We start from the raw sequence: 21072 nt of genomic DNA on the forward strand, positions 1-21072 counted from the left end.
TAAGAAGGAAGATGTTATATTTCACCAACCGTTTTTCGATCCGAAAGGCTTCCCATGACGACTCTGCTGGAGGAATACTACCGTTACGACCTCAACAATTCCGGCTTTATCGAACGCAAAACCGCAATCGGCGAGGAGAGCATCCTGCTCGTCGGTATCGCCCAGTCGGGGAAAACATCGCTCCTCAAAAGCCATCTTCTGGGAATGAAGAAATCGCACTACCTCTATCTCGACTGCCGTGATCTCCGTCTAGACGTCAATGAGCTTAACAATGTGCTCAAACCTTTCTGCAAAGAGCACAAGATTTCGGTTCTCGCCCTCGACAATTACCGAGAGGGGATCGAGCTGTTCGATATCGCCCAGTTGATCCTCACCTCGGAATATCCCCTCGACGTTCCATTCAAAACGTTGGAGCTGAACCTGCTCGATTTCGAAGAGTTTCTTGCATTCGAGCCGAAATTCGATTCGACGGCACTGAACCATTTTTTCCAGCTCGGGGGATTTCCCGCCATGCACCGTATCCATCCCTCCGAGCGGCTTTTGTATCTGCAAAAGACGCTCATCCGTGCGCTGGAGCCGATTGAACTCGATATCGTCTCACAGGCTTCGAAAATGGTGACGCAGAAAGTTTCGGCATACAACCTCTACGAACGGCTCAAAGGGGAGCGTAAAATTTCCAAGGACAAGCTCTATCTTCACGTCCAGTCGCTGATCGACAGACGCTATCTCCTGATGCTCTCCAAATACGACCACCCCAGCGCCGTCAAAAAACTCTACCTGTGCGACACCGCCATCAAACAGGCCCTCAATCTCCAAAAGCATTTCGGACGGGTTTTTGAAAACCTCGTCTATTTGGAACTGGTCAAACATAAAATCGACTGTTATTACGAGGAAGGGATCGATTTTTATCTTCCCGCACGTTCCCAGATCATCCTGGCCCTCCCGTTCGCGAACGAACACGCCCTGTTCAAAAAAGTCGAAACGCTCGAGGGTTTCATCATCACCCACGGCGTCAGGGAGATCATCGCGGTCACGATGAATCTCGAAAGTACCCTCTCCCACCCCATCGCACGGATCGAGATGGTCCCCTTCCCCCAGTGGACTCTGGCGGAGGAATAAACTGCCTTAATCGTTTTTTTGCCGATAATGTCCTACAATGCGCAAAAACGATCGAACAGGCGTATTCATGAATTTTTGCGGTATCGACGAAGCGGGAAGAGGTCCCCTTGCGGGTCCTTTGTACATTGCGGGAGTGATCTTGAAGACCCCGGTAGCGGGGCTTGGGGATTCGAAAAAACTGAGTGAAAAAAAACGTGAAGCGCTGTTCGAGGCGATTCGCGCCTCTTCTTCGTACCACATCGCCCGTTTCGATGCCGCCCGGATCGACGAGATCGGAATTTCGGGCTGCCTGGCCCAGGGGCTTCGGGAAATCATGGCGGCATTGGGCGAGGCCGAATACCTTTACGACGGAAATTCGACGTTCGGGGTCGAAGGACTGCGCACGATGGTCAAAGCCGACGCCGCCGTGCCCGAAGTGAGTGCCGCATCGATCCTCGCGAAAGTTTCGCGCGACCGGGAGATGATCGAACTCGCCGCCCGTTATCCCGAATACGGCTTCGAAGGGCATAAAGGGTACGGCAGCGCCGCCCATGTCGAAGCGATCCGGCAGCACGGCTACTGCGAGATCCACCGTAAAAGCTTCAAACTCAAAGCGCTTCAGCCGACACTTTTTTGACTACGGCAGATAATGAGCATCAGAACGTAATATTTACCGTCGGGAAGTTGACATAAATAACATCCTGGCCACCCGGGTTGTCGTATTTGAAAACTCCCCCGCCCAAATCAAAATCGACCCCTACGCTAAACGACGTCGTATCCTGATTCACCACCAGCGGAGTGGGATGGGAATAAACCACCTGCACTCCTCCGCTGGTTGCAACGGCATTGGCACCCGCCAAAACCCCGCTCAGACTCGCATCGCTGAAATCGATTGTGATAGCCGTGTCGGCCCGTGATGCTGAGGCCGTGTTGGCCAGTGCGAGCAACGCGTTTTGAAATGCGGTCCCCAAGGTAAACCGCGAACCGCTGGTGCAACGCGCACCGTCGATGCAAGCGTTGATTGTAAAAGTATTGGCGATCGTCACCCGCGTCTGCGTGTAGGTACCGTACGGAATGGTCGCATTGGCAACCATCGCCGCGATGTCGGATCCCGCCGTCGCACTTGCGATGTTCACCGTCGTCGGAGTCTCCGAGAGGGTGACGTACATCCCCTTTTCACTATTGTACGATTCGAGCTTTGTAATCGTTACATTGTACTTGGTGATGCTGGCTCCGCCTACCCCATCGACCAACGACGCCGGAGCGGCATTCGCTATGCCGAAGCTCAATGCCAACAGTCCGACCGCTCTAAACAAACCTCTTTTCATCATGAACCCCTTCCGATTTTAATATTTGCGTTAACCGATTTCTCGATGATCAGGTCGTGTTCCCGTTTGACGGGGATCAAGAGTCGATCGTGCAAATCGGATGACTGTTCCATGTTCTTGCTTCCGGGGGTTTTCGAACCCAACGAAATCGTCATTTCTCCCATCAGACGATTTTGATCCATCGATCCTTGCTTGTTGTTGTCGTGGGTATATTTCATCCCCAGCGTCACAACATCGTTTAAAAAATACTCCATCCGAAACGCTTTTTGCTTCAGATCCTCGGTTTGTTTTGCATCCCATACGGTATACGAAGCGAACACTTTGAGAGGAAAACCCGGAATAATCGTTCCTCCCAGTTCAACATCCCATCCGTCCAGTACCTCTTCGAAAACGCCGGCTGAAACCTCTTTTTTGTTCGTAACGGCCATGTAACGGTTGGCACGGAATTCCGCGAGTTTCCCGATCGCCTCGAAACCGATGCTCCACCGTTCATGATTGTTCTTGTTTTGATAATCATAAAAGCTGTTGATCCCGAGCATCACTTCAGGATGAATGATGTTGCGGTATCCCAGTCCGATATTGTAGGTGTCTACGTTACCGCGCAGCGAGGTGTGGAACTGCCAAAACAGCATGTCATCTTCGTAAAACTGTGTCACCGGCTGAACGGTCTCGAGATTCCACGTCGGCTTGTAATTCTCTTCGACACCGATGTCGAAAGTCGTCCTTTTCAACCAATCGGGCGCGTTCTGAGGCATTTTAACCATCTGTAAAACGCTGTTAAGAGCCTGGGTCGTGTCCGAACTGCCCTCCGCCTGTGCGGATGTGACAGACAAACACGCAACCACCGCCGCAGAGATTGTCATTCGTTTCATATCCATCTTTGCGATCCTCCTTTTTTCTTACATGCCCATACGATACATCTTTTCGAACAAAAATGTCAATATAAGTTTTTGTAAACATTTTCAAAGTGTTCCTGGTAGAGAAAACAGCCGGCTTCCCGAAAAAGATGATTCGGATGGGGTCTTGGTATAATTCTCGAAAAAAAAGGGGTTACGCATGGTTTCACTCACCCATCTCGAAGCCGCACTTGCCGCCGTCGATGCCGAGGTCAAGGCGCTCTTGTACGATCAAAGCCTTTCATTGAGTGAAAAAGATGAAAAGATGCTACCGCTGCTACGGGAGAGTAAAGTACTCAAACAGGCGTATGAAGATTTGTGCTATTTGAAAGACAATCCGCCGAGCAGCCCAACGGGATGTAAAGCCGGACAATACAGGGAAAACGAAAAAAAATAACGGGATTGTTTTTACACTTGAAAGAAAGGCTCTCCCAGATACCTGCGGCACAAAGCACGCACCGGTGTGCTGCTGTATTCCTACCCTGACACAGTGCCTTTACGCACCCTTGCACAGGTCTAGAAGAGTTGGCGAATTATAGCCGTTTGCACCTGTAATTGCAAGACATACTGCTATAATATCCCCATGATTTACCTCATCGCCGCCCTCGACGCCGAAGCCAGGCCCCTCATCGAACATTACCGTCTCCGGCGTGACCGAAGCCTCCCCTATGCCGTGTACAGGGGAGAAGAAGCGATCCTTCTAATCACCCAACCCGGAAAAGCCAATGCGATGATGGCGACGAGCGCCCTGCTGGGATGGCAAAGCCCCTCGGACAAAGACATTCTGATCAATATCGGAGTGTGCGGAGCCCCCGAATCGCATCCGATCGGTCAAGTGCTGCTGGTTCACCAGATCATCGACAGTGAACGGCGTTACTATCCCGATATCCTGTACCCGCACACATTCGCCGAAACGCCGCTGCGATGTGTCGATCTTCCCGTCGCTGCGCCGGGCGACTTTCCGGTCGATATGGAAAGTGCGGGAGTATTCACCGCGGCGGCGAAATTTTTCAAACTCCACCGGATGGGATTTCTCAAAATCGTCTCGGACCACTGCCGTCCCGAAAGCGTCACCAAGGAGGGGGTGATCGAACTGGTGCAATCACGCATCGGCGATCTCGAAACACTCGCGGCCGCCATGCGGCGCACACTCTTGCCCGATCGCCTCTTCACTCCCGAGGAGGAACGGCGGATCGAAGAGTGTAAAAAGCTTTTCACGACGGCACAGGGGGGACGCCTCGACGACGCGCTCCATTATTTCCGGTTGCGCCGACCGACCTCGCCCATCCCGTTTCCACAAGGGGAGGTCCCCGCATCCAAACGTGAAAGGAGTGTCCTGCTTGAAACCTTCCTCGCCATCTTGTACACCTAGACTCTTTTCGCATCTTTATATCGAACAAGCGGTCCTCGAACACCCCAAAACGCGTCAAATCATCGACAAGTTCGATGGTTCAAACATCATCGTTATCGGACATTACAAAGAGGTTTTCAACCGCCCTTCACAGAGTTTTTCGGCCCAAAGCGGCGCCAAAAAACTGATCCTTGCCCGCAAAGAGGGGAAATTCCTGCACGAAGGAAGCCGCTACAGCGACGGCTTCGGCCACCGCCGCTTTTTCTACGCTTCGAGTCTGATGGGGTGTCTTTACGATTGCGATTACTGCTACCTCCAGGGGCTCTATCCGAGCGCCAATACCGTCCTTTTCGTCAATCTCGAAGAGGCGTTTGCTCAGCTGCTTCCCCATCTGGACGAAGAGACCCTCGTCGCGACGTCGTACGATACCGATACGCTGGCCGTCGAAGCACTGAGCGGGCAGACGTCCCAGTGGCTCGATTTTGCATCCGATCAGCCGAATCTCCGCCTCGAAATCCGGACCAAAAGCGCTAATTTCAGGGCAATCGACGATCATCTTCCCAATCCGCGCGTGACGCTGGCCTGGACCCTCTCGCCGCAAGAGATCATCGATCGTTACGAACACGCTACCCCGTCGCTGCGCCAGCGACTCAAGGCCGCAAACGAAGCGGTCCGGGCCGGCTGGAAAGTGCGGTTGTGCGTCGATCCCGTCATCTATACCGACGAGTTCGAAACACTCTATCCCGCCCTGATCGAAACGATTTTTCAAACGATCGATCCCGGGAAAATCGAGCACCTCACCCTGGGAAGCTTCCGGATGAGCCAGAGCCATCTTAGAGCCCTCAAAAAACTGGGCCGCAGCGACGTCGCGTTTTATCCCTACGACGTACGCAACGATACGGCGACCTACCCCGAAACGATCGAAGCACACATCCTCAATGTGCTATTCAATAAAGCAACGGCTTATCTACCGAAAGAAAGGATACGAACATGGCAACGGCAATCGTAACGGGAAGCAGCTCCGGAATCGGAGAAGCATGCGCCCGAATGCTTTTATCAGAAGGTTATCAGGTTGTCGGTATCAGCCGGAGTCCCGGAGCAATCCGGCACCCATCCTTCGTCCATTTACCCTGCGATCTTGGCAATTTTGCCGCCGTTGAAGCGCTTAAAGCGTCTCTTGTTCATTACGAGGATGTTGCACTTTTGGTGAACGCCTCAGGATTCGGACGGTTCGAGCCCCATGAAGAGATTGCTCCGACCGTCATCCGCGACATGGTCGCGCTTAATCTGACCGCTCCAATGCTGCTAACCCATCTTGTTTTACGTTCCCTCAAGCGCAACCGGGGCACGATCGTGAACATTACAAGTATCGAAGCGACCCGCCATTCAAAATTTTCCGCCCTTTACACGGCCACCAAAGCGGGTCTACGCTCGTTCGGACACAGTCTTTTCGAAGAGCTTCGTTCTGCCGGAGTCGGCGTTCTTACACTCAACCCGGATATGACCGATACGCCGTTTTTCGATACCCTCCGTTTCGGGGTAGGAGAGGGAGATGACGTCAAACTTTTTGCTTCCGATATTGCCGAAGCACTTAAAAATGCGTTGTCCATGCGCGAAGGGGTCAGCATTACGGAAATTACGGTACGTCCACGCCGTTTCGGTATGACCAAAAAAAATCGTTGACCGGCGCTGTCACCATCGGTATTAACAAAATAAAAAAATTTGCCGATATAAAAATAAAGTTCTTCTACATAGAAAAGGATGACAGATGGCTAGTTCAATCAGTTCTCTCGGTATCGGTTCAGGAGTCTTAACGGCCGATGTCATCGAACAGCTCAAAGCAGCGGATGAATCTCGTCTGATTACACCGATTGATAATAAGCTTGATCTTCAAAAACAAAAAGAGACTGCTTTTGATCTGCTCAACTCGCTGATAAGCTCTTTTAAAAGCAGCGTTTCGGCATTAAGCTACGATTCGTTGTATGGAAAGCGCAGCGTTTCCGTTACAGGCGGTAATCTTGAAGTCGTGGCGGAAGCAGGTGCCACTCCTGAATCGTTCACGCTAAAAACCGTTCAGCTTGCGCAAAAAAATATTCAGCAGTCGGGGACATTTGCGTCTGCGACAAGTACCGTAGCCGACGGCTCAGGAACAATGGGCATCACGGTAAACGGCACTACGTATAACGTTGCTTACACCGCGTCTACTACCCTTGAAGGATTGGCAACCGCCATCAACGATGCTGCCGGGACAGCCGTAAAAGCATCGGTTTTGCAAACAGGCGCAAGTGAATACCGGCTCGTTCTTTCTTCCCAAAATACGGGTTCTGACCAAACCATCTCGGTTTCAGACACGCCGGACACTCCCGGGTCAGGACTGGTGGATGCGATTTACAATGATGCCACCCTCACAAGCGGGTTTACTACGGTATTAAACGCACAGGATGCGATACTTGAATATAACGGTATTTCCGTCACTCGCTCAAGCAACGAGGTGTCCGACCTTATCAACGGCGTTACCCTCAAACTGAAAAGTGAAGGTGAAACGGCGAATGTAAATATTACCCAGGATCAGGAAGCGATCGTAACAGAAATGAAATTATTCGTCGAATCGTACAATACGCTGATCAGCAATTTGCGGGATATGACGATGTCGAATCAAGAAACAGGGGCTCAGGGCGTTTTCAACGGAGACAATTTCATCAAATCGATCAGCCGTGAAATCAACAATATTCTGATTTCCGTCAGCAGCGACAACAAATCCTTGATGAATTACGGTATCGATATTGATAAAAGCGGTACGATGTCCTTCAACAGCACAACGTTTAAATCGGCATTGGCCAGCGATCCGACAGGCGTTAATCTTTTTCTGGCCGGAGGATACGACACAGCAACTGGCCAAACCAAGACCGGTCTTTTTTCAACCCTGAATGACAAAATCACGGAATATACAGGTTACAACGGCTTGTTGAATAATTACCAGTCCAATTTGGATAAAAAAATGTCATCGCTTAACGATGAACGGTCCCGGATGCTCGCATCTCTTGAGTCAAGATACGAAATTCTAACAAAACGCTTTTCGGCATACGATGCCGTTATCAGTAAAATCAATGCCCAATTCTCGTCGCTGAACATGATGATCCAAGCCGAAGTAAATGCGAAATCGTAAGTAAGTGTGGTACGCAATATGCTTTTAAATCGTAAACATACGATTTGAAGATCAAATCGGTAAAACATTATTTTGTTTTCCGAAAAGGCATACTAATGCGGTTCAACCACTTTATAAGCGAGTACATTGAGCATTTGCAGAAAATATTATTATCGCTGGATAAAAATGAGCTTGAGAAGCTTGAACGACTTCTGGGCACGTTAAACAGCCAACAGCGCGTATACATTATCGGCAACGGCGGCAGTGCGGCTACCGCATCCCATATGGTCAATGATTTTGGAATCGGCCTCAAACGCCGCGGGAAGCTAAACATTTCCGCGATCGCGCTGGCGGACAATCTTGCTTCATGCTCCGCGATCGCCAACGATACCGGCTATGAGAATATTTTTTATCTTCAACTCAAAGATCTCCTCACCCCTACAGATGTGGTCATTGCCATATCCTGCAGCGGAAACTCTCCGAATATCACGAAAGCAGTCCGCTACGCCAAAGAGATCGGAGCCACGGTTGTCGGCTTCAGCGGTTTTGACGGCGGAGAGCTCAAACAGATGAGTGACATCGTTTTACACGCACAAACCGACACCGGTGCTTACGGTCTGGTTGAGGATGTTCACATGATCATCAATCACATGCTGTATTCATGGTTTATACAAAAGGATTAAAAGGTGGATAGCCATTCCAAAGATATTTATTGTTTCGATTCGACAACCGCTTTGGAAGAAGCGAAAAAAAGAAAGCGGGTCGGAACATCCAACCCACATGTCGACGGGTTGCAAATCTGCTATTACGACGGAGAGCTCATTCCTCACGCGCCCGAAAACTGCATCAACGTGCCTATCGGGAATTTTTACGAATACTTTCTCACTACCAAAAACCGCCTGCCCGAACAAATCCATTTCGGTAACAAAGAATATTCGTCTGAAGTGAAAAACGAATTGGTTTCGGTGATCAAACAGACATTGCAATCCATTGTCAAAGAACGGGATGCGCTGACCCGCGTCCTTATGAACGATGCAAAACAGGCAGAACCCGATTTCTCAGCTCCGCTAAAAGTTTTTCTCATCGCTTCACGCGAAACAACCGTTATGCAATACATTAGTCAAAACATAGCCGATGCTTTTAAAAAACTCGGGTATGAAGTGTTTCTCTCCATCGAAGAGAACGATATGCAAAAAATCGATACCTTCCTGCATCTGGTCCATTACGTCCAGTTCAAACCGAATATCATCATTAACATCAACCATTTAAACAATAGCTTTTTGCACGAAAATGTTTTTAATTTTATCTGGTTTCAAGACTTTATGCCCGTTCTGCAAAGTAACCAACCTATCGTTCTGCGAAAGCGGGATACTGTCTATTCTCTACTTCCCGATCTTGATCTTTTACTGAAACAAAAGCAGGTTCCATTCAGCCGCCAATCGTTTTGTGTCAATAAAACTATTTTTAAACCCGACGAAAGAATAAAACGTGAAAAGAAAATTATTTTTATCGGAAGTTCATACGTTCCCCGCATCGATCCCAAGCATCAAAATGCAAACATTACAAAAGAAGTCATAGATATTTTGGAGATGGGTCAAGAATTTACACCCGAGATGATTCAGAAGTTGGCAAAAAAACATAATTTGGAGCCCCAATACATCCAAAATCATATTATTGCCTATGCGGTACGGGATGTTAGTGTTCTGTGGCTTCATAAAATTCATCAGGAAACAGGTTTGCCGGTTGAAATCTACGGCTGGGGATGGGAACAGTATGATATCCTGAAACCTTATTGCAAAGGATCGATTCCTTATAATCAAGTGGCTGCACTCTATAATAGTGCCGTATATACATTGGTACCGCACAGCATGTATGTTTTACAGCAACGAACGCTCGAAGCTGCCGCATGCGGATGCCAACCTATCGTCTACGACTGCCGCTATAACGATACCCCCCCCTTTTATGAAGAGTCCCTCGAGTATTTCCGGACTGTGGATGATATTATTCGGATCATAGAGAAAGATTCTACGAAAGATTTAGCCTCCATCGTCGACGAGAACAGCTACGAGCACCTCGCCGGCCGTATCATCTCTACCGTCAAGGAACAATTAAAAAATGGGTGATCGCTATAACATCGATTCGCACAAACTGATTTTTCACCCCGAACGGGTCGCGCAGTGGAGCGAGGCAGGGAGCGACTGGGAAAAGCTCAAAAAAGTTTATCCCCTTTACGTCGAAATTTCCCCCTACGGGGGATGCAATCACCGTTGTACCTTTTGCGCGCTGGACTACATGGGCTACGAAAAAATCGGTCAGGAAGAACAGGCCCTGAAAAACGCTCTTGATGAAATGGCAGCGGGAGGGGTACGCAGCGTCATGTTCGCGGGAGAGGGGGAACCGCTGCTTTTCAATCCGCTCGCATCGGTCGTCGAACACTGCAGCCGCATCGGGATCGACACCTCGATCACGACCAATTTCGTCCCCTGCAACACCAAAAGCATCGAAACGTTCGTCCGCCACTGTTCGTGGATCAAAGTCAGCTTCAATGCCGGGACGCCGGAACGTTATGCCCAAATCCACCAGACCAAGGAAGACGATTTTCACCGCGTTGTAGAAAACCTCCGTTACGCGGTCAAGCTCAAACGCGAGCAAGGATATACTTGCACCCTCGGCGCCCAGATGCTCCTTTTGCCCGAAAACCGCGACAGCGCCGTCGCCCTCGCACGGCTCTGCGCCGAGATCGGGCTGGACTATCTCGTCATCAAACCCTATTCCCAGCACCTCTTCAGCGAAACGCACCTCTACGAACAAATCAACTACGACGAGTTCATGGATCTCGAAGCCGAACTGGCCGAGTGCAATACCGACCGTTTCAACGTCGTCTTCCGCGCCAATACGATGCGCAAATACACCGAAAAGCAACACGCCTACAAAAAATGCCTCTCCACCCCGTTTTTCTGGGGCTATATCGCTTCCAACGGAGACGTCTACGGATGCAGCGCCTACCTGGGGAAAGAAGAGTTCTGCTACGGCAACATCAACAAAGCGGGATTTCGACAGATCTGGGAAGGGGAAAAACGGCGTCTGAGCTACGAGTACGTCCAAAACGGACTCGACATCAACGGATGCCGCGTTAACTGCCGGATGGACGAAATCAACCGATACCTGTGGCGGCTGAAAAACCCGCAGGCCCACGACAATTTTATTTAAAGGTTCAGCGTGAAAGCAATCGTTACCGGAGGAGCCGGTTTCATCGGCTCTCATATGTGTGATCTCCTCGTCCAGGAGGGATTCAGCGTTACCGTCATCGACAACCTTGCCAACGGAAGGCTCGAAAACCTTTCCCACCACAAAGACAATCCTGACGTCGCTTTCGTACAGGCCGATATCGGCGATTATGCGACCGATCTCGACCCCTATTTCAGCGATGCCGATTACGTCTTCCACTTCGCCGCGCTCGCCGACATCGTCCCCTCGATCAACGACCCGATCACCTACCACCGTGCCAACGTCGACGGAACGATCCGCGTCCTCGAAGCGGCCCGCAAAGCGAATATCAAAAAACTCGTCTATGCCGCGTCTTCGTCGTGCTACGGCATTCCCGACGTCTATCCCACCCCTGAAACCGCGCGAATCGATCCGCAATACCCCTATGCCCTGACCAAATACCTCGGTGAAGAATACGTGATGAACTGGGGAAAAATCTACGGGCTCCCCGTCATATCGATGCGTTTCTTCAATGTCTACGGCCCCCGCCACCGCACGGGCGGAACCTACGGTGCGGTCTTCGGCGTTTTCCTCGCGCAGCTTCTCGCCGGTAAGCCCCTCACGGTCGTGGGCGACGGCGAACAGACGCGCGACTTTACTTTTGTCACCGACGTCGCCTCGGCCTGCTACGCGGCGGCGAGATCCGAAATCACGCAGGAGATTTTCAACGTCGGAAGCGACAATACGTATTCCGTCAACCGGCTCGTCGAACTCCTGGGGGCGGAAAAAATCCACATCCCCAAACGTCCGGGGGAACCCGACTGCACTTACGCCGACATTTCAAAGATCAAGCGGCATCTGGGATGGGCACCCAAAATCTCGTTTGAAGAAGGGGTAAAGATCATGCTTGAAAACATCGAGCTGTGGAGGGAAGCTCCCGTGTGGGACGAAGAGAGCATCCAAGAAGCGACCCGGGACTGGTTCAAATACCTGGGATGAAGACGATGAAAAATCTCGATGCCGCCCATATCCGCAAGCGAACCATCGCCCTCTCGTGCCGCTCCAAAGCGGGACACCTCGCCCCCTCGCTCTCGTGCGTCGAAATCCTGGGCGTGCTGTTTCGCGATTTTCTCTCCTACGATCCTTCCGATCCCCAAAGTCCTTCGCGCGACCGGCTGATCTTTAGCAAAGGACACGGGGCTTACGCTTATTACGTTATCCTCAACGAACTGGGCTTCCTCCCCGATTTCGAGCTGGAACGGTTCTACGGTCCCGGGGCGTCGATCAAAGGATGCCTCACCCGCAATCCCGATTACATGATCGAGGCTTCGACGGGCTCGCTTGGGCACGGTCTCCCGATCGCCGTCGGAATCGCCAAAGCATTCAAACTGCAGGGGGTCAAAAACAAAGTCGTCTGCATCGTCGGAGACGGCGAAATGCAGGAGGGGAGCAATTTCGAAGCGCTCACCCTGGCGTATCGGATGAAACTGGACAACCTGCTCGTCATTGTCGACGCCAACGGACTTCAGGCGATGGACCGGGTCGAAGACGTCGGGCTTGACAACCCGCGGCTCTCCAAAGTGCTCTCTTCGTATACGGACTTTTTTCACGATCTCGACGGACACGACGAAGCAGCTTTGCGTGAAGCTTTTTCCCCTTTTTTCTCCGGGCAGTCACGCGGCATGTTCTCGATCGTCTTCGCCAATACGGTCAAAGGCAAGGGAATCGGTTTCATCGAAAACTCGATCGGCCATCATTTCCGCTGTCCGACCGAAGACGGATACGTTTTGGAGGACGACCATGAGTGAGATCGCAACCAAAAAAGAGGTGATGGCGGAGCTCTACCGCTTCTTTCGCAACGACCCTCAAATGGTCCTGCTGGCGGGAGACATGGGATTTGCCGTGTTGGACGATTTTCTCCGCAACCATCCCGAACGGGCCTTCAACGTCGGCATTTGCGAGCAAGCAACCGTGAGCATGGCGATGGGGCTTTATCTGGCGGGAATGCGGCCTATCGTCTACTCGCAGATTCCGTTTCTGGTGATGCGGGCTTACGAACAGATCCGCTACGACCTCAACGAACACGCCGCGCGCGTCCTCCTTGTCGGGGTCGGGGCCGACAACTATTTCGACAAACTCGGCAGAAGCCACTGCATGGACAACGACGATCTGGCGATGATGCGGATTTTCAAAAACATACTGATCCTAGAGCCTTCAAAAACGACCCTCGAGGCCGATATAGCCAAAGCACTATCCCACGAAGGACCGGTATATCTGCGATGCCAGTAAACACATCATCCCTTGCACCTTACGCTCGCCGACTAGCGGAAACCGTACTCCCGAAACGGCCTGAAGCACGATGTTCGCCCTCCACACTCCGATTGGAAAGCTCCGCCAGCGGGATCACCCTTACCCTGTGTGTCGACCCCTCCACCCATCGGATCGACGCCGCTTTTTTCACAGCACACACCGCTGTCGCCCCGGAAGTCCCCCTAATCGCTTCGAACCTGTGCGGCATCCTCGAGGGGCTTCCGATCCTCGAAGCCCAGAACCATGCGGTCTTGAAACTCGAAGAGAATCTCCGCGACTCCTGGTACCGCCGAAGCGTGCCGGGGATCGTCCAGACAGCCAACATGGCCCCTCCGTTCGGCCTCTTTCAGGAGATGCTCGACGACGTGCTCCGCACCTACCGCATCCAAACGCTCTACGGGGGTGAAGTCAGTACCTTTTTCGCCTCGGCCGATGCGTCATGGCGTTCGCAAAACGCCGAACACAAGCTCTCCGCGATCACCGACGCCGTGCGCGGCTTTCTGAACGCGACGGGGGTCGATACCCGATCCGAGGTGGTTTTTATCAGCGATTCACGCATCGAAATCGATCTGCCCGACGTATCGGCCGATCGGCTACCCGCCCTGCTGTTTGCCCTCGAACTGCATCTGTACTCGGTTTTCGGGTTTTCAATCGAAGTCATGTACCACAACATGCAAGACCGCAACAAAAAACGGACATAGGGGTCCCATGAAAGACGAAAAACTCATCCTCGACGCCACGAAACTCGCCTGGCACCGCGAACGGATTGAAGCCTGGGAACGGGGAGAACGGATCGCTCCGATCACCATCGACATGGCTCTTACCCGGGCCTGCAACTACGGGTGCAGCTTCTGCTATGCCCGATTGCAGGAAAACGACCGTTTCGACATCACCCGCGAAGTGATCGACGCCTTTTTGGAAGACTGCGCCGAAATGGGAGTCAAAGCCATCAGCCTCGTGTCCGACGGCGAAAGTTCCATCTCTCCCCATTTCGAACATACGATCATCCGGGGGTCGCAACTGGGCATTTCGATGGCCGCGGCTACCCACGGCTACAATTCGACGCGCGAAAGCCTCGAGAAGATCCTTCCCCATCTCACCTACCTGCGGGTCAACATCTCCGCGGGCGAACCTGCCCGATACGCCCAGATCATGGGGGTAAAAGAGGAATGGTTCCACCAGGTCTGCAGGAACATCCGTGATATGGTGGACATCAAAAAGCGTGACAACCTCGACGTCACGATCGGAATGCAGATGGTATTGATGCCGCAGGATGCCGATCAGGTGATTCCCCTGGCAAAACTGGGCAAGGAACTGCGCCCCGATTATCTGGTCATCAAACATACCAGCGACAGCGAAGACGGCCAGCTCGGGGTCGACTATTCCAAATACGCCGAGCTCGACGATCTGCTGCACGAAGCCGAATCGTACTCGGACGGCGAATACCAGGTGTCGGTCAAATGGTCGAAAATCAGTTCGGAGGGGAAACGCAGCTACCAGCGCTGTTACGGTCCCCCGTTCCAGATCCAGATTTCGGGTTCGGGGCTCGTCGCACCGTGCGGGATGCTGTTCAATGAACGGTACAAAAAATTCCATATCGGCAACATCGTCACGACCCGGTTCAAGGACATCGTCCAAAGCGACCGCTACTGGGATGTGATGAATTACCTCGCTTCACCCCGTTTCAATGCCCAGAAAATGTGCGGCTCGCTGTGTTTGCAGCACAAACCCAACGAGTTTCTCGACGCCTATAAAAAAGGGCTGATCGACCTGCGCAAACCCCAAAGCAACCCGCCTCAACACATTAACTTTATCTAGGCAAAGGCGAATACGTGTGCCCAATATGTTTTACAGAATCCGGCAACTACTCGGTCATCGTCGATACCATCTATAAAGTCTGCAAATGTAGCGATTGCGGGCTAGAATATACCGTGCCAAATCCAAACGATCAGGTTCTACAGGATTTTTATCATACCTATCATGATGTTCGTGCCGATACGGCTATTGTGCGGCGAAACGCTAAGCGAAATCTAAAAAAACTGGAATTGCTTGGAATCAAACCGGATGATTTCATTCTTGATTTCGGTTGCGGCAAAGGCGAATTTGTCGACGTTGCCGGAGAACGCTGTTTTGGCATCGAGCTCAACCCGGACCATCCGAATTCCCGAGTAAAAGCCTCTTTTGAAACACTACCTCATCGTTCATTTCATGCAATTACCCTTTGGGGCGTGCTGGAGCATCTTAACAACATTCTCCCAACGCTTCAAATCCTCCGTTCGCATCTTGATAAAGATGGATTTATGATTATGACAACCGTCGATGCCGAAGGTGTCATTCCTTATTATTACAAACCCCCAGAACATTTGACTTATTGGACGAAAAAAAGTTTCGAGATATTGGCGGAGATCCTCGGGATGAAAATAATCGCCTATGAACCATACATGATGGAACAAAATGCAAGAATTTATCTTGAAAGACTTTTAAGCCGAACACCCTTACCTTATCGGGAAAGTATTCTAAACGGCTCATTGAACGCGTTGCCTGAAATTGTCGAAGTTCCAACAAATGAGATTTTCGTTGTTATGCAATCCAAAGGACCCCATCATGGCTCACAGTAAATTCATCACGGAACATGTCGGTAAAATCCGCAAACTGGCACAAAACGCTACTATTGTTTTTATTAACGGTAATTTCAACATTCTCCATCCCGGACACCTCCGATTACTCAAATTTGCAAAGTCCAATGGCGCTTTTTTGGTTGTAGGCATCAACAATTTTTCTTCTGATAATGAATTATTGGATGCGAATATCAGACTTGAAGCCATCCGACATTCCATGTATGTGGATTACGCTTTGATTTTGCATGAAGAACCCTGGAACTTTATCGAAGCGCTTGAACCTAATATTATCGTCAAAGGCAGTGAGCACAAACTGCACCACAATCCCGAAGAGTCCTTGGTAAAAGCTTATGGCGGCAAATTGGTATTCAGCTCCGGGGATATCGGTTTTTCCTCCATGCAGCTTTTGCGCAGCGAGTTCGAAAATTTTGACGCCGCGTCGATCGACAAACCCGAAAGTTTTATGAAACGGCATAGGGTCAAACCCCTATCCATCCGTTCCTACCTCCGGAAATTCCGGGATCTTCGGGTCGTCGTCATCGGCGATACCATTGTGGACGAGTACATCACCTGCGATCCCATCGGAATGAGCCAGGAAGACCCCACTATCGTCGTCACACCCCTCTCGTCGGACAAATTCATCGGAGGAGCGGCCATCGTCGCCTCTCACGCCGCCGGACTGGGGGCGAAAGTACGGTTTTTCTCGGTACTCGGGGATGACCGGTATTCCAGTTTCGTGGAAGAGAAACTGCACGACTACGGCGTCGAATGCAAACTCTTCGGCGACGCCAGTCGTCCGACCACCCTCAAACAGCGTTTCCGTGCCCACAACAAAACCCTGCTGAGGGTCAACCATCTCAAACAGCACCATATCGACATCGAACTCCAGGATAAAATCTGCCGAGAAATCGAAAGTGCCATCGACGACACGGACCTGATCGTCTTTTCCGACTTCAGCTACGGCTGCCTGCCGCAGCGCCTTATCGACAAAATCACCGCCATGGGGCTCAAGCGGGAGATTATGATGGTCGCCGACAGCCAGTCCTCCTCCCAGATCGGCGACATCTCAAAATTTCGCCATATGCGCCTCGTCACCCCCACCGAAAAAGAGGCACGGCTGGCATTGAACGATTTTGAATCGGGGCTCATCGTCCTGGCCGAGAAACTGCGCAAACACAGTGACATTTCCAACGTTTTCATCACGCTGGGTTCCGAAGGGGTTCTGATTCACGCCGACAAAAACAAAAAATGGGTCACCGACCAGATCCCCGCTCTCAACCGCTCTCCCAAAGACGTCGCCGGGGCGGGGGATTCTCTGCTGATCTCGGCGTCGATGGCGATCGCCGTCGGGGCCAGCGTCATGGAAGGGGCCTACATCGGTTCGATTGCCGCGGCATGCCAGGTCGGTCGTGTGGGAAACATCCCGCTCAACCTCGGCGAGCTGGAACAGGAAATCGTCGAATGACCGCCGTCTTGCTCGCGGCGGGTCTGGGTACCCGACTACGCCCCCTGACCGATAAGCTCCCCAAATGCCTCGTCCCGATCGGGGGAAAAGTGTTGCTCGATTACTGGTTCGATCACCTGAGCGATGCGGGAATCGAACGCTTTATCGTCAACACCCACTACATGGCCGGCACCGTCGAAAAGCATGTCCGCAACTCCCCCTGGAGGGATTCGGTCCTCCTGCTGCACGAAGAAGAACTGCTGCTGACGGGGGGGACGCTGCTCCGATGCAAGCCCTATCTCCAAGACGAAGCTTTTATGGTCGTACATGCCGATAACCTGAGTTTCTGCGACTTTTCGGCCTTCATCGAAGCCCACCGTACCCGCCCTGCGGGATGTGAAATGACGATGATGACGTTTGCCACCGATACTCCCCAAAGCTGCGGAATCGTCCAACTCGACGAGCGGGGCGTCGTCAGCGCTTTTTTCGAAAAGGTTCCAAACCCTCCCGGCAACCTCGCCAACGCCGCGGTTTATATCCTCGAACCTTCGGTCATCGCCTTCATCGAAACGCTGCACAAAGAGCGCGTCGATTTCAGTACCGAAGTGCTCCCCGCTTTCGTCGGAAAAATTTTCACGTTTCACAACGACCGCTATCACAGAGACATTGGAACGCTTGAAAGTTATGCGTTGGCACAAATCGAGGTTTCGAATTACAAAGATTGAAAAAACTTTCCGATGAATGTCGCCCAAAAGCCGTGATTCGCCTGACATTCCTGCTACAATAACACCTTAAACAGCCGACCCAAGGACAAAAATGGAACGCATCCAAGAACAAGCCATTCAAACGTTTCAAAACAATCTAACCTTTTTTAAAGAGCATCACAAACATGTTTACGACAAAATTTCCATTCTTCAGGAGGCGATTGAACAAGGAAACTATCGGGAAAACTATGCGCTGGAATACCGCGACGGGTATTTTGATGTCAAAGAACTCTCGAGCGGCTATTGTCTTTACAACCAGTCCAGCCTCGAACATGCACGCACCTGCACCGAGCAGGTGTCGATGAATAAAACCGAATCGGTACTGGAAACCTTTTACAATTTTGAATTTTCTGAAAATGCCGCCGCTACCGCCGCCGAAACTGATCCTACCAAGAGTTCGTACGCCACAACCGCACCGGTCATCCGATACGTTCACGAGGTCGCACCGAAAGACAAACCCCTGCTGCAAATCTACAAATACATATTTCTGGGTACGGGACTTGGAGTACACATGGCCCAAATCCACCAAAAAATCAAAAGCCATATGTATCTTTTTATCGAAAACAATCTTGAAATTTTCCGCCTTTCGTTATTTGTCACCGATTATTCGTCCGCTTTCGGGGGCTCTGAGCTTCACTTCTGTATCGCCGACACTCCGGCCGATTTCCGCGAACGCTTCAACCGTTTTTTTCATATCGGATTTCTGTACAACAACTATCTGAAGTTTTCGCTTTTCTCGGATGCGTACGCCCATCTGATCCCGCAGTTGCAAAGCTTTATCGCATCCCAGTCGCATCTGACCTATTCGCATCATCGTCTCCTTGAAAAGAACGCCCGTGTTCTTCGCACCATGGAAGAAGGATACCGTTTTTTAAACCTTTCAAACCATCACTGCGACACCGTTTTTTCAGAAAAACCGGTCTTGCTCGTCGCTCCCGGGCCTTCACTGGATAAAAACATCGAATGGCTCAAAAGCCATCACGATCAGTTCATCATCGTGTGTGTCTTAAATGCCGTCAAAGCGCTTGAGAAACATGCGATTGTCCCTCATGTCGTTGTTCACGGGGATGAATCGGAATTCCACCTGCTTCAAACCTTTGCCCGTCTGGAAAACCCCGATTTTCTCAAAGATGCTTTCTTTATTCTCACTCCGAGCATCCCGATGCACGTTTTTACGCGGTACTACAAAAAAGAGCAGATATTTTTGTTTGAAGAACGCACCCGGTACAAACAAAGCTTCGGCCATCTTGAGGGGTTCAGTGTCGGCGAATTAACGTACGCGCTTTGTCTCCTTTTTGATGCACGGTCTTTATACCTTCTGGGGCTTGATCTGGCACTCGATCCGGAGACAGGTCGGACGCATGCCGGGGATCACCATAATGATACGACATTGGAAGGGAAAAATACTCTTAACGACAAAAACGTTCTGGACCTTTTTGCATCGACGATGCCGGTGAAAGGCAACTTTCTTGCCACCGTTTTCACGACTCCGCTCTTTGAAATGTCATTGCACCGCATGGAATATTTTACACGTCTCTACAAATCGGAAAACCAGCACGTTTACAATCTGAACAACGGAGCATTCTTTTACGGCACACTACCGACCAAAGTCACCAGCGTTGAAGAATTCACTTCTTTGGATCAGACTCTTATTCATTCCCGTCTTGAATCCTTTTTTCATGATGTCTCATCATCCAGACTCACACCCGAAGAAAGTAAACAATTTGATATTCGTAGAGAACATGTCCAAAGAACATTGGAGATCATCACGAACTTCTCAGAAAGCAACGTTTCATCGTTACAGCTTTTTTTCCAGGAATACAGCAAAATGGTCTCTCAGCTCGTCCAGTCTTCCGGAGACATAGAACTGGCACAGATTTTTACCGTTTATCTGGAATACATTTCAGGATACATCGGCGAATTCATTAACAGCAAAAACATCGACAATCCGAAGCGGCATACCAAAAAACTGCAGAAAATCGTCGTTGCCCAGCTTCTCAAACTGCATAACCATTACCAAACCTCGCTCAATAACGCCGAATTGGCAATCGCGGCTTTAGCCGAATAAACAAAATTTCAAGAGGAAAAAAAAGAAAAAGGAAGGAAGAGAGAAGCAACAGCCCGGAGGCTGCTTGCTTGAGAGGGTGTTACTACTGCAACAGTCTCAATACGTTCTGCTGAACGGCATTCGCCTGCGACATCGCGTATGAACCCGACTGCGCAAGGATGTTCAGTTTCGCAAAGTTCGCCGATTCTGCCGCAAAGTCGACATCCCGAATCTGCGACTCCGCCGCCGTAACGTTCACCTGCGTAACCGAAATGTTCCGTACCGTAGCTTCCAGCTGGTTCTGTACCGATCCGATATCCGAACGGATACTGTTGATATCTTTCAGCGCATAGTCCGCTTTGATAATCGCGAACTCTGCTTTTTTACGTGTCGTAACGTCTACCGTATCCAGTGTGTTCGCCGATGTAACAACAGAGTTGGCCAAAGCCGTTCCCGCATTATTGACAACGGCAAAAGAACTACCTGCATCCAACCGAATGGTATATCCACCAGTCCCCGCTCCCGCTTCAATAACGCTCGCACGAATCGATACACCTTCCATTTGCGCATTTTTGTTAAAGAGGTCAACCAACCCCTGCGCATTCTCAAGACTGGTATTTCCAGTTGCTCCGTTGTATCCACCGGTAGAAATAGTAGTTGTTCCTACCCGTACCGCCAAACTGATCTGACTTGCGCCGCCCAATGTACCTGAACCGATAGCAGTTCCACCTGTACTTGTTGCGAATTCACCGATACTGGCGATCTGCGCATCCTCGATTGTAATCTTGACCGTCTCACCCGAATACGCACCGATGTGGAACGCTTTATTCTGGAAACCGCCGTTGAGCAGTGTCAATCCGTTGA

General features: G+C 50.8%; 22 protein-coding genes and 1 other RNA gene. 19 read left to right on the forward strand and 4 right to left on the reverse strand.

All coding sequences use genetic code 11. The annotated features are described in order from the left end of the window. Window positions 1-54: 54 nt before the first annotated feature. Both AB1763_02220 and AB1763_02225 read left to right on the forward strand, forming a co-directional pair. Window positions 55-1119: an ATP-binding protein gene (locus tag AB1763_02220; GenBank protein MEW5831639.1), complete on the forward strand. Its 1065-nt coding sequence runs from the start codon at window positions 55-57 to the stop codon at window positions 1117-1119. Between the two features lie 67 nt (window positions 1120-1186). Further along, complete coding sequence (locus tag AB1763_02225) at window positions 1187-1735, forward strand: ribonuclease HII (GenBank protein ID MEW5831640.1); 549 nt, start codon at window positions 1187-1189, stop codon at window positions 1733-1735. 19 nt (window positions 1736-1754) lie between these two features. Here AB1763_02225 and AB1763_02230 read toward each other — a convergent pair whose 3' ends face one another. Beyond that, window positions 1755-2426 (reverse strand): DUF4382 domain-containing protein, encoded by a 672-nt coding sequence (locus tag AB1763_02230; protein MEW5831641.1) that lies wholly within the window; start codon window positions 2424-2426, stop codon window positions 1755-1757. Next, complete coding sequence (locus AB1763_02235) at window positions 2426-3298, reverse strand: inverse autotransporter beta domain-containing protein (GenBank protein MEW5831642.1); 873 nt, start codon at window positions 3296-3298, stop codon at window positions 2426-2428. The genes AB1763_02230 and AB1763_02235 overlap by 1 nt, the downstream gene beginning before the upstream one ends. A 184-nt stretch (window positions 3299-3482) precedes the next feature. Here AB1763_02235 and AB1763_02240 point away from each other — a divergent pair, with 184 nt between their 5' ends. Continuing rightward, a complete protein-coding gene (locus tag AB1763_02240; GenBank protein ID MEW5831643.1) occupies window positions 3483-3719 on the forward strand; it encodes a hypothetical protein in 237 nt (78 codons plus the stop codon). Between the two features lie 28 nt (window positions 3720-3747). On the opposite strand, the gene ffs is transcribed toward AB1763_02240, so the two are convergent. Beyond that, an RNA gene (gene ffs, locus AB1763_02245) (signal recognition particle sRNA small type) lies at window positions 3748-3845 on the reverse strand. Window positions 3846-3905: 60 nt separating this feature from the next. Here ffs and AB1763_02250 point away from each other — a divergent pair. From AB1763_02250 to AB1763_02325, 16 genes are all read left to right on the forward strand, one after another. Next, window positions 3906-4694: a hypothetical protein gene (locus AB1763_02250; GenBank protein ID MEW5831644.1), complete on the forward strand. Its 789-nt coding sequence runs from the start codon at window positions 3906-3908 to the stop codon at window positions 4692-4694. Beyond that, on the forward strand, window positions 4663-5682 hold the full coding sequence (locus AB1763_02255; protein ID MEW5831645.1) for a spore photoproduct lyase family protein: 1020 nt from the start codon (window positions 4663-4665) through the stop codon (window positions 5680-5682). The genes AB1763_02250 and AB1763_02255 overlap by 32 nt, the downstream gene beginning before the upstream one ends. Then, on the forward strand, window positions 5664-6356 hold the full coding sequence (locus AB1763_02260; GenBank protein ID MEW5831646.1) for an SDR family oxidoreductase: 693 nt from the start codon (window positions 5664-5666) through the stop codon (window positions 6354-6356). Before AB1763_02255 ends, AB1763_02260 begins: the two co-directional genes overlap by 19 nt. A gap of 85 nt (window positions 6357-6441) precedes the next feature. After that, window positions 6442-7839, forward strand: coding sequence for a flagellar filament capping protein FliD (fliD, locus tag AB1763_02265; GenBank protein ID MEW5831647.1), 1398 nt, complete (start codon window positions 6442-6444; stop codon window positions 7837-7839). Between the two features lie 95 nt (window positions 7840-7934). Further along, window positions 7935-8501 carry an SIS domain-containing protein gene (locus tag AB1763_02270; GenBank protein ID MEW5831648.1) on the forward strand — a complete coding sequence of 189 codons (567 nt, stop codon included), beginning with the start codon at window positions 7935-7937 and terminating at the stop codon, window positions 8499-8501. Between the two features lie 3 nt (window positions 8502-8504). Next, complete coding sequence (locus tag AB1763_02275) at window positions 8505-9941, forward strand: glycosyltransferase (GenBank protein MEW5831649.1); 1437 nt, start codon at window positions 8505-8507, stop codon at window positions 9939-9941. After that, window positions 9934-11028 carry a radical SAM protein gene (locus tag AB1763_02280; GenBank protein MEW5831650.1) on the forward strand — a complete coding sequence of 365 codons (1095 nt, stop codon included), beginning with the start codon at window positions 9934-9936 and terminating at the stop codon, window positions 11026-11028. Before AB1763_02275 ends, AB1763_02280 begins: the two co-directional genes overlap by 8 nt. Window positions 11029-11037: 9 nt before the next feature. Continuing rightward, complete coding sequence (locus tag AB1763_02285; protein ID MEW5831651.1) at window positions 11038-12024, forward strand: SDR family oxidoreductase; 987 nt, start codon at window positions 11038-11040, stop codon at window positions 12022-12024. Then, window positions 12021-12833 carry a transketolase gene (locus tag AB1763_02290; GenBank protein MEW5831652.1) on the forward strand — a complete coding sequence of 271 codons (813 nt, stop codon included), beginning with the start codon at window positions 12021-12023 and terminating at the stop codon, window positions 12831-12833. The genes AB1763_02285 and AB1763_02290 overlap by 4 nt, the downstream gene beginning before the upstream one ends. Further along, window positions 12826-13314 (forward strand): transketolase, encoded by a 489-nt coding sequence (locus AB1763_02295; protein ID MEW5831653.1) that lies wholly within the window; start codon window positions 12826-12828, stop codon window positions 13312-13314. The genes AB1763_02290 and AB1763_02295 overlap by 8 nt, the downstream gene beginning before the upstream one ends. Before the next feature lie 92 nt (window positions 13315-13406). Then, the gene (locus tag AB1763_02300; protein ID MEW5831654.1) at window positions 13407-14036 is read left to right on the forward strand and encodes a hypothetical protein; all 630 of its coding nucleotides are present in this window, start codon (window positions 13407-13409) and stop codon (window positions 14034-14036) included. A 7-nt stretch (window positions 14037-14043) separates the two neighbouring features. After that, a complete protein-coding gene (locus AB1763_02305) occupies window positions 14044-15153 on the forward strand; it encodes a radical SAM protein (protein ID MEW5831655.1) in 1110 nt (369 codons plus the stop codon). 14 nt (window positions 15154-15167) lie between these two features. After that, window positions 15168-15953 (forward strand): class I SAM-dependent methyltransferase, encoded by a 786-nt coding sequence (locus AB1763_02310; GenBank protein ID MEW5831656.1) that lies wholly within the window; start codon window positions 15168-15170, stop codon window positions 15951-15953. Further along, window positions 15940-17418, forward strand: coding sequence for a PfkB family carbohydrate kinase (locus tag AB1763_02315; protein MEW5831657.1), 1479 nt, complete (start codon window positions 15940-15942; stop codon window positions 17416-17418). The genes AB1763_02310 and AB1763_02315 overlap by 14 nt, the downstream gene beginning before the upstream one ends. Further along, the gene (locus AB1763_02320; protein ID MEW5831658.1) at window positions 17415-18122 is read left to right on the forward strand and encodes a nucleotidyltransferase family protein; all 708 of its coding nucleotides are present in this window, start codon (window positions 17415-17417) and stop codon (window positions 18120-18122) included. The genes AB1763_02315 and AB1763_02320 overlap by 4 nt, the downstream gene beginning before the upstream one ends. Window positions 18123-18213: 91 nt before the next feature. Continuing rightward, window positions 18214-20229, forward strand: a complete 2016-nt coding sequence (locus tag AB1763_02325; protein ID MEW5831659.1) for a 6-hydroxymethylpterin diphosphokinase MptE-like protein — start codon at window positions 18214-18216, stop codon at window positions 20227-20229. An 82-nt stretch (window positions 20230-20311) separates the two neighbouring features. Here the strand turns inward: AB1763_02325 and AB1763_02330 are convergent. Continuing rightward, a partial coding sequence (locus AB1763_02330; protein MEW5831660.1) for a flagellin occupies window positions 20312-21072 on the reverse strand: 761 nt, incomplete at its 5' end.

Source organism: Campylobacterota bacterium (genome assembly GCA_040752835.1).
Classification (GTDB): Bacteria; Campylobacterota; Campylobacteria; order Campylobacterales; family Sulfurimonadaceae; genus Sulfuricurvum.

Bases quoted from the DNA above. Each gene is read 5' to 3' on its own strand.
- AB1763_02325 (MEW5831659.1), top strand. From the start codon at position 18,214: ATGGAACGCATCCAAGAACAAGCCATTCAAACGTTTCAAAACAATCTA.
- AB1763_02225 (MEW5831640.1), top strand. From the start codon at position 1,187: ATGAATTTTTGCGGTATCGACGAAGCGGGAAGAGGTCCCCTTGCGGGT.
- AB1763_02250 (MEW5831644.1), top strand. From the start codon at position 3,906: ATGATTTACCTCATCGCCGCCCTCGACGCCGAAGCCAGGCCCCTCATC.
- AB1763_02290 (MEW5831652.1), top strand. From the start codon at position 12,021: ATGAAGACGATGAAAAATCTCGATGCCGCCCATATCCGCAAGCGAACC.
- AB1763_02235 (MEW5831642.1), bottom strand. From the start codon at position 3,298: ATGAAACGAATGACAATCTCTGCGGCGGTGGTTGCGTGTTTGTCTGTC.
- AB1763_02270 (MEW5831648.1), top strand. From the start codon at position 7,935: ATGCGGTTCAACCACTTTATAAGCGAGTACATTGAGCATTTGCAGAAA.
- AB1763_02280 (MEW5831650.1), top strand. From the start codon at position 9,934: ATGGGTGATCGCTATAACATCGATTCGCACAAACTGATTTTTCACCCC.
- AB1763_02320 (MEW5831658.1), top strand. From the start codon at position 17,415: ATGACCGCCGTCTTGCTCGCGGCGGGTCTGGGTACCCGACTACGCCCC.
- AB1763_02230 (MEW5831641.1), bottom strand. From the start codon at position 2,426: ATGAAAAGAGGTTTGTTTAGAGCGGTCGGACTGTTGGCATTGAGCTTC.
- AB1763_02240 (MEW5831643.1), top strand. From the start codon at position 3,483: ATGGTTTCACTCACCCATCTCGAAGCCGCACTTGCCGCCGTCGATGCC.
- AB1763_02305 (MEW5831655.1), top strand. From the start codon at position 14,044: ATGAAAGACGAAAAACTCATCCTCGACGCCACGAAACTCGCCTGGCAC.
- fliD (MEW5831647.1), top strand. From the start codon at position 6,442: ATGGCTAGTTCAATCAGTTCTCTCGGTATCGGTTCAGGAGTCTTAACG.
- AB1763_02315 (MEW5831657.1), top strand. From the start codon at position 15,940: ATGGCTCACAGTAAATTCATCACGGAACATGTCGGTAAAATCCGCAAA.
- AB1763_02295 (MEW5831653.1), top strand. From the start codon at position 12,826: ATGAGTGAGATCGCAACCAAAAAAGAGGTGATGGCGGAGCTCTACCGC.
- AB1763_02260 (MEW5831646.1), top strand. From the start codon at position 5,664: ATGGCAACGGCAATCGTAACGGGAAGCAGCTCCGGAATCGGAGAAGCA.
- AB1763_02220 (MEW5831639.1), top strand. From the start codon at position 55: ATGACGACTCTGCTGGAGGAATACTACCGTTACGACCTCAACAATTCC.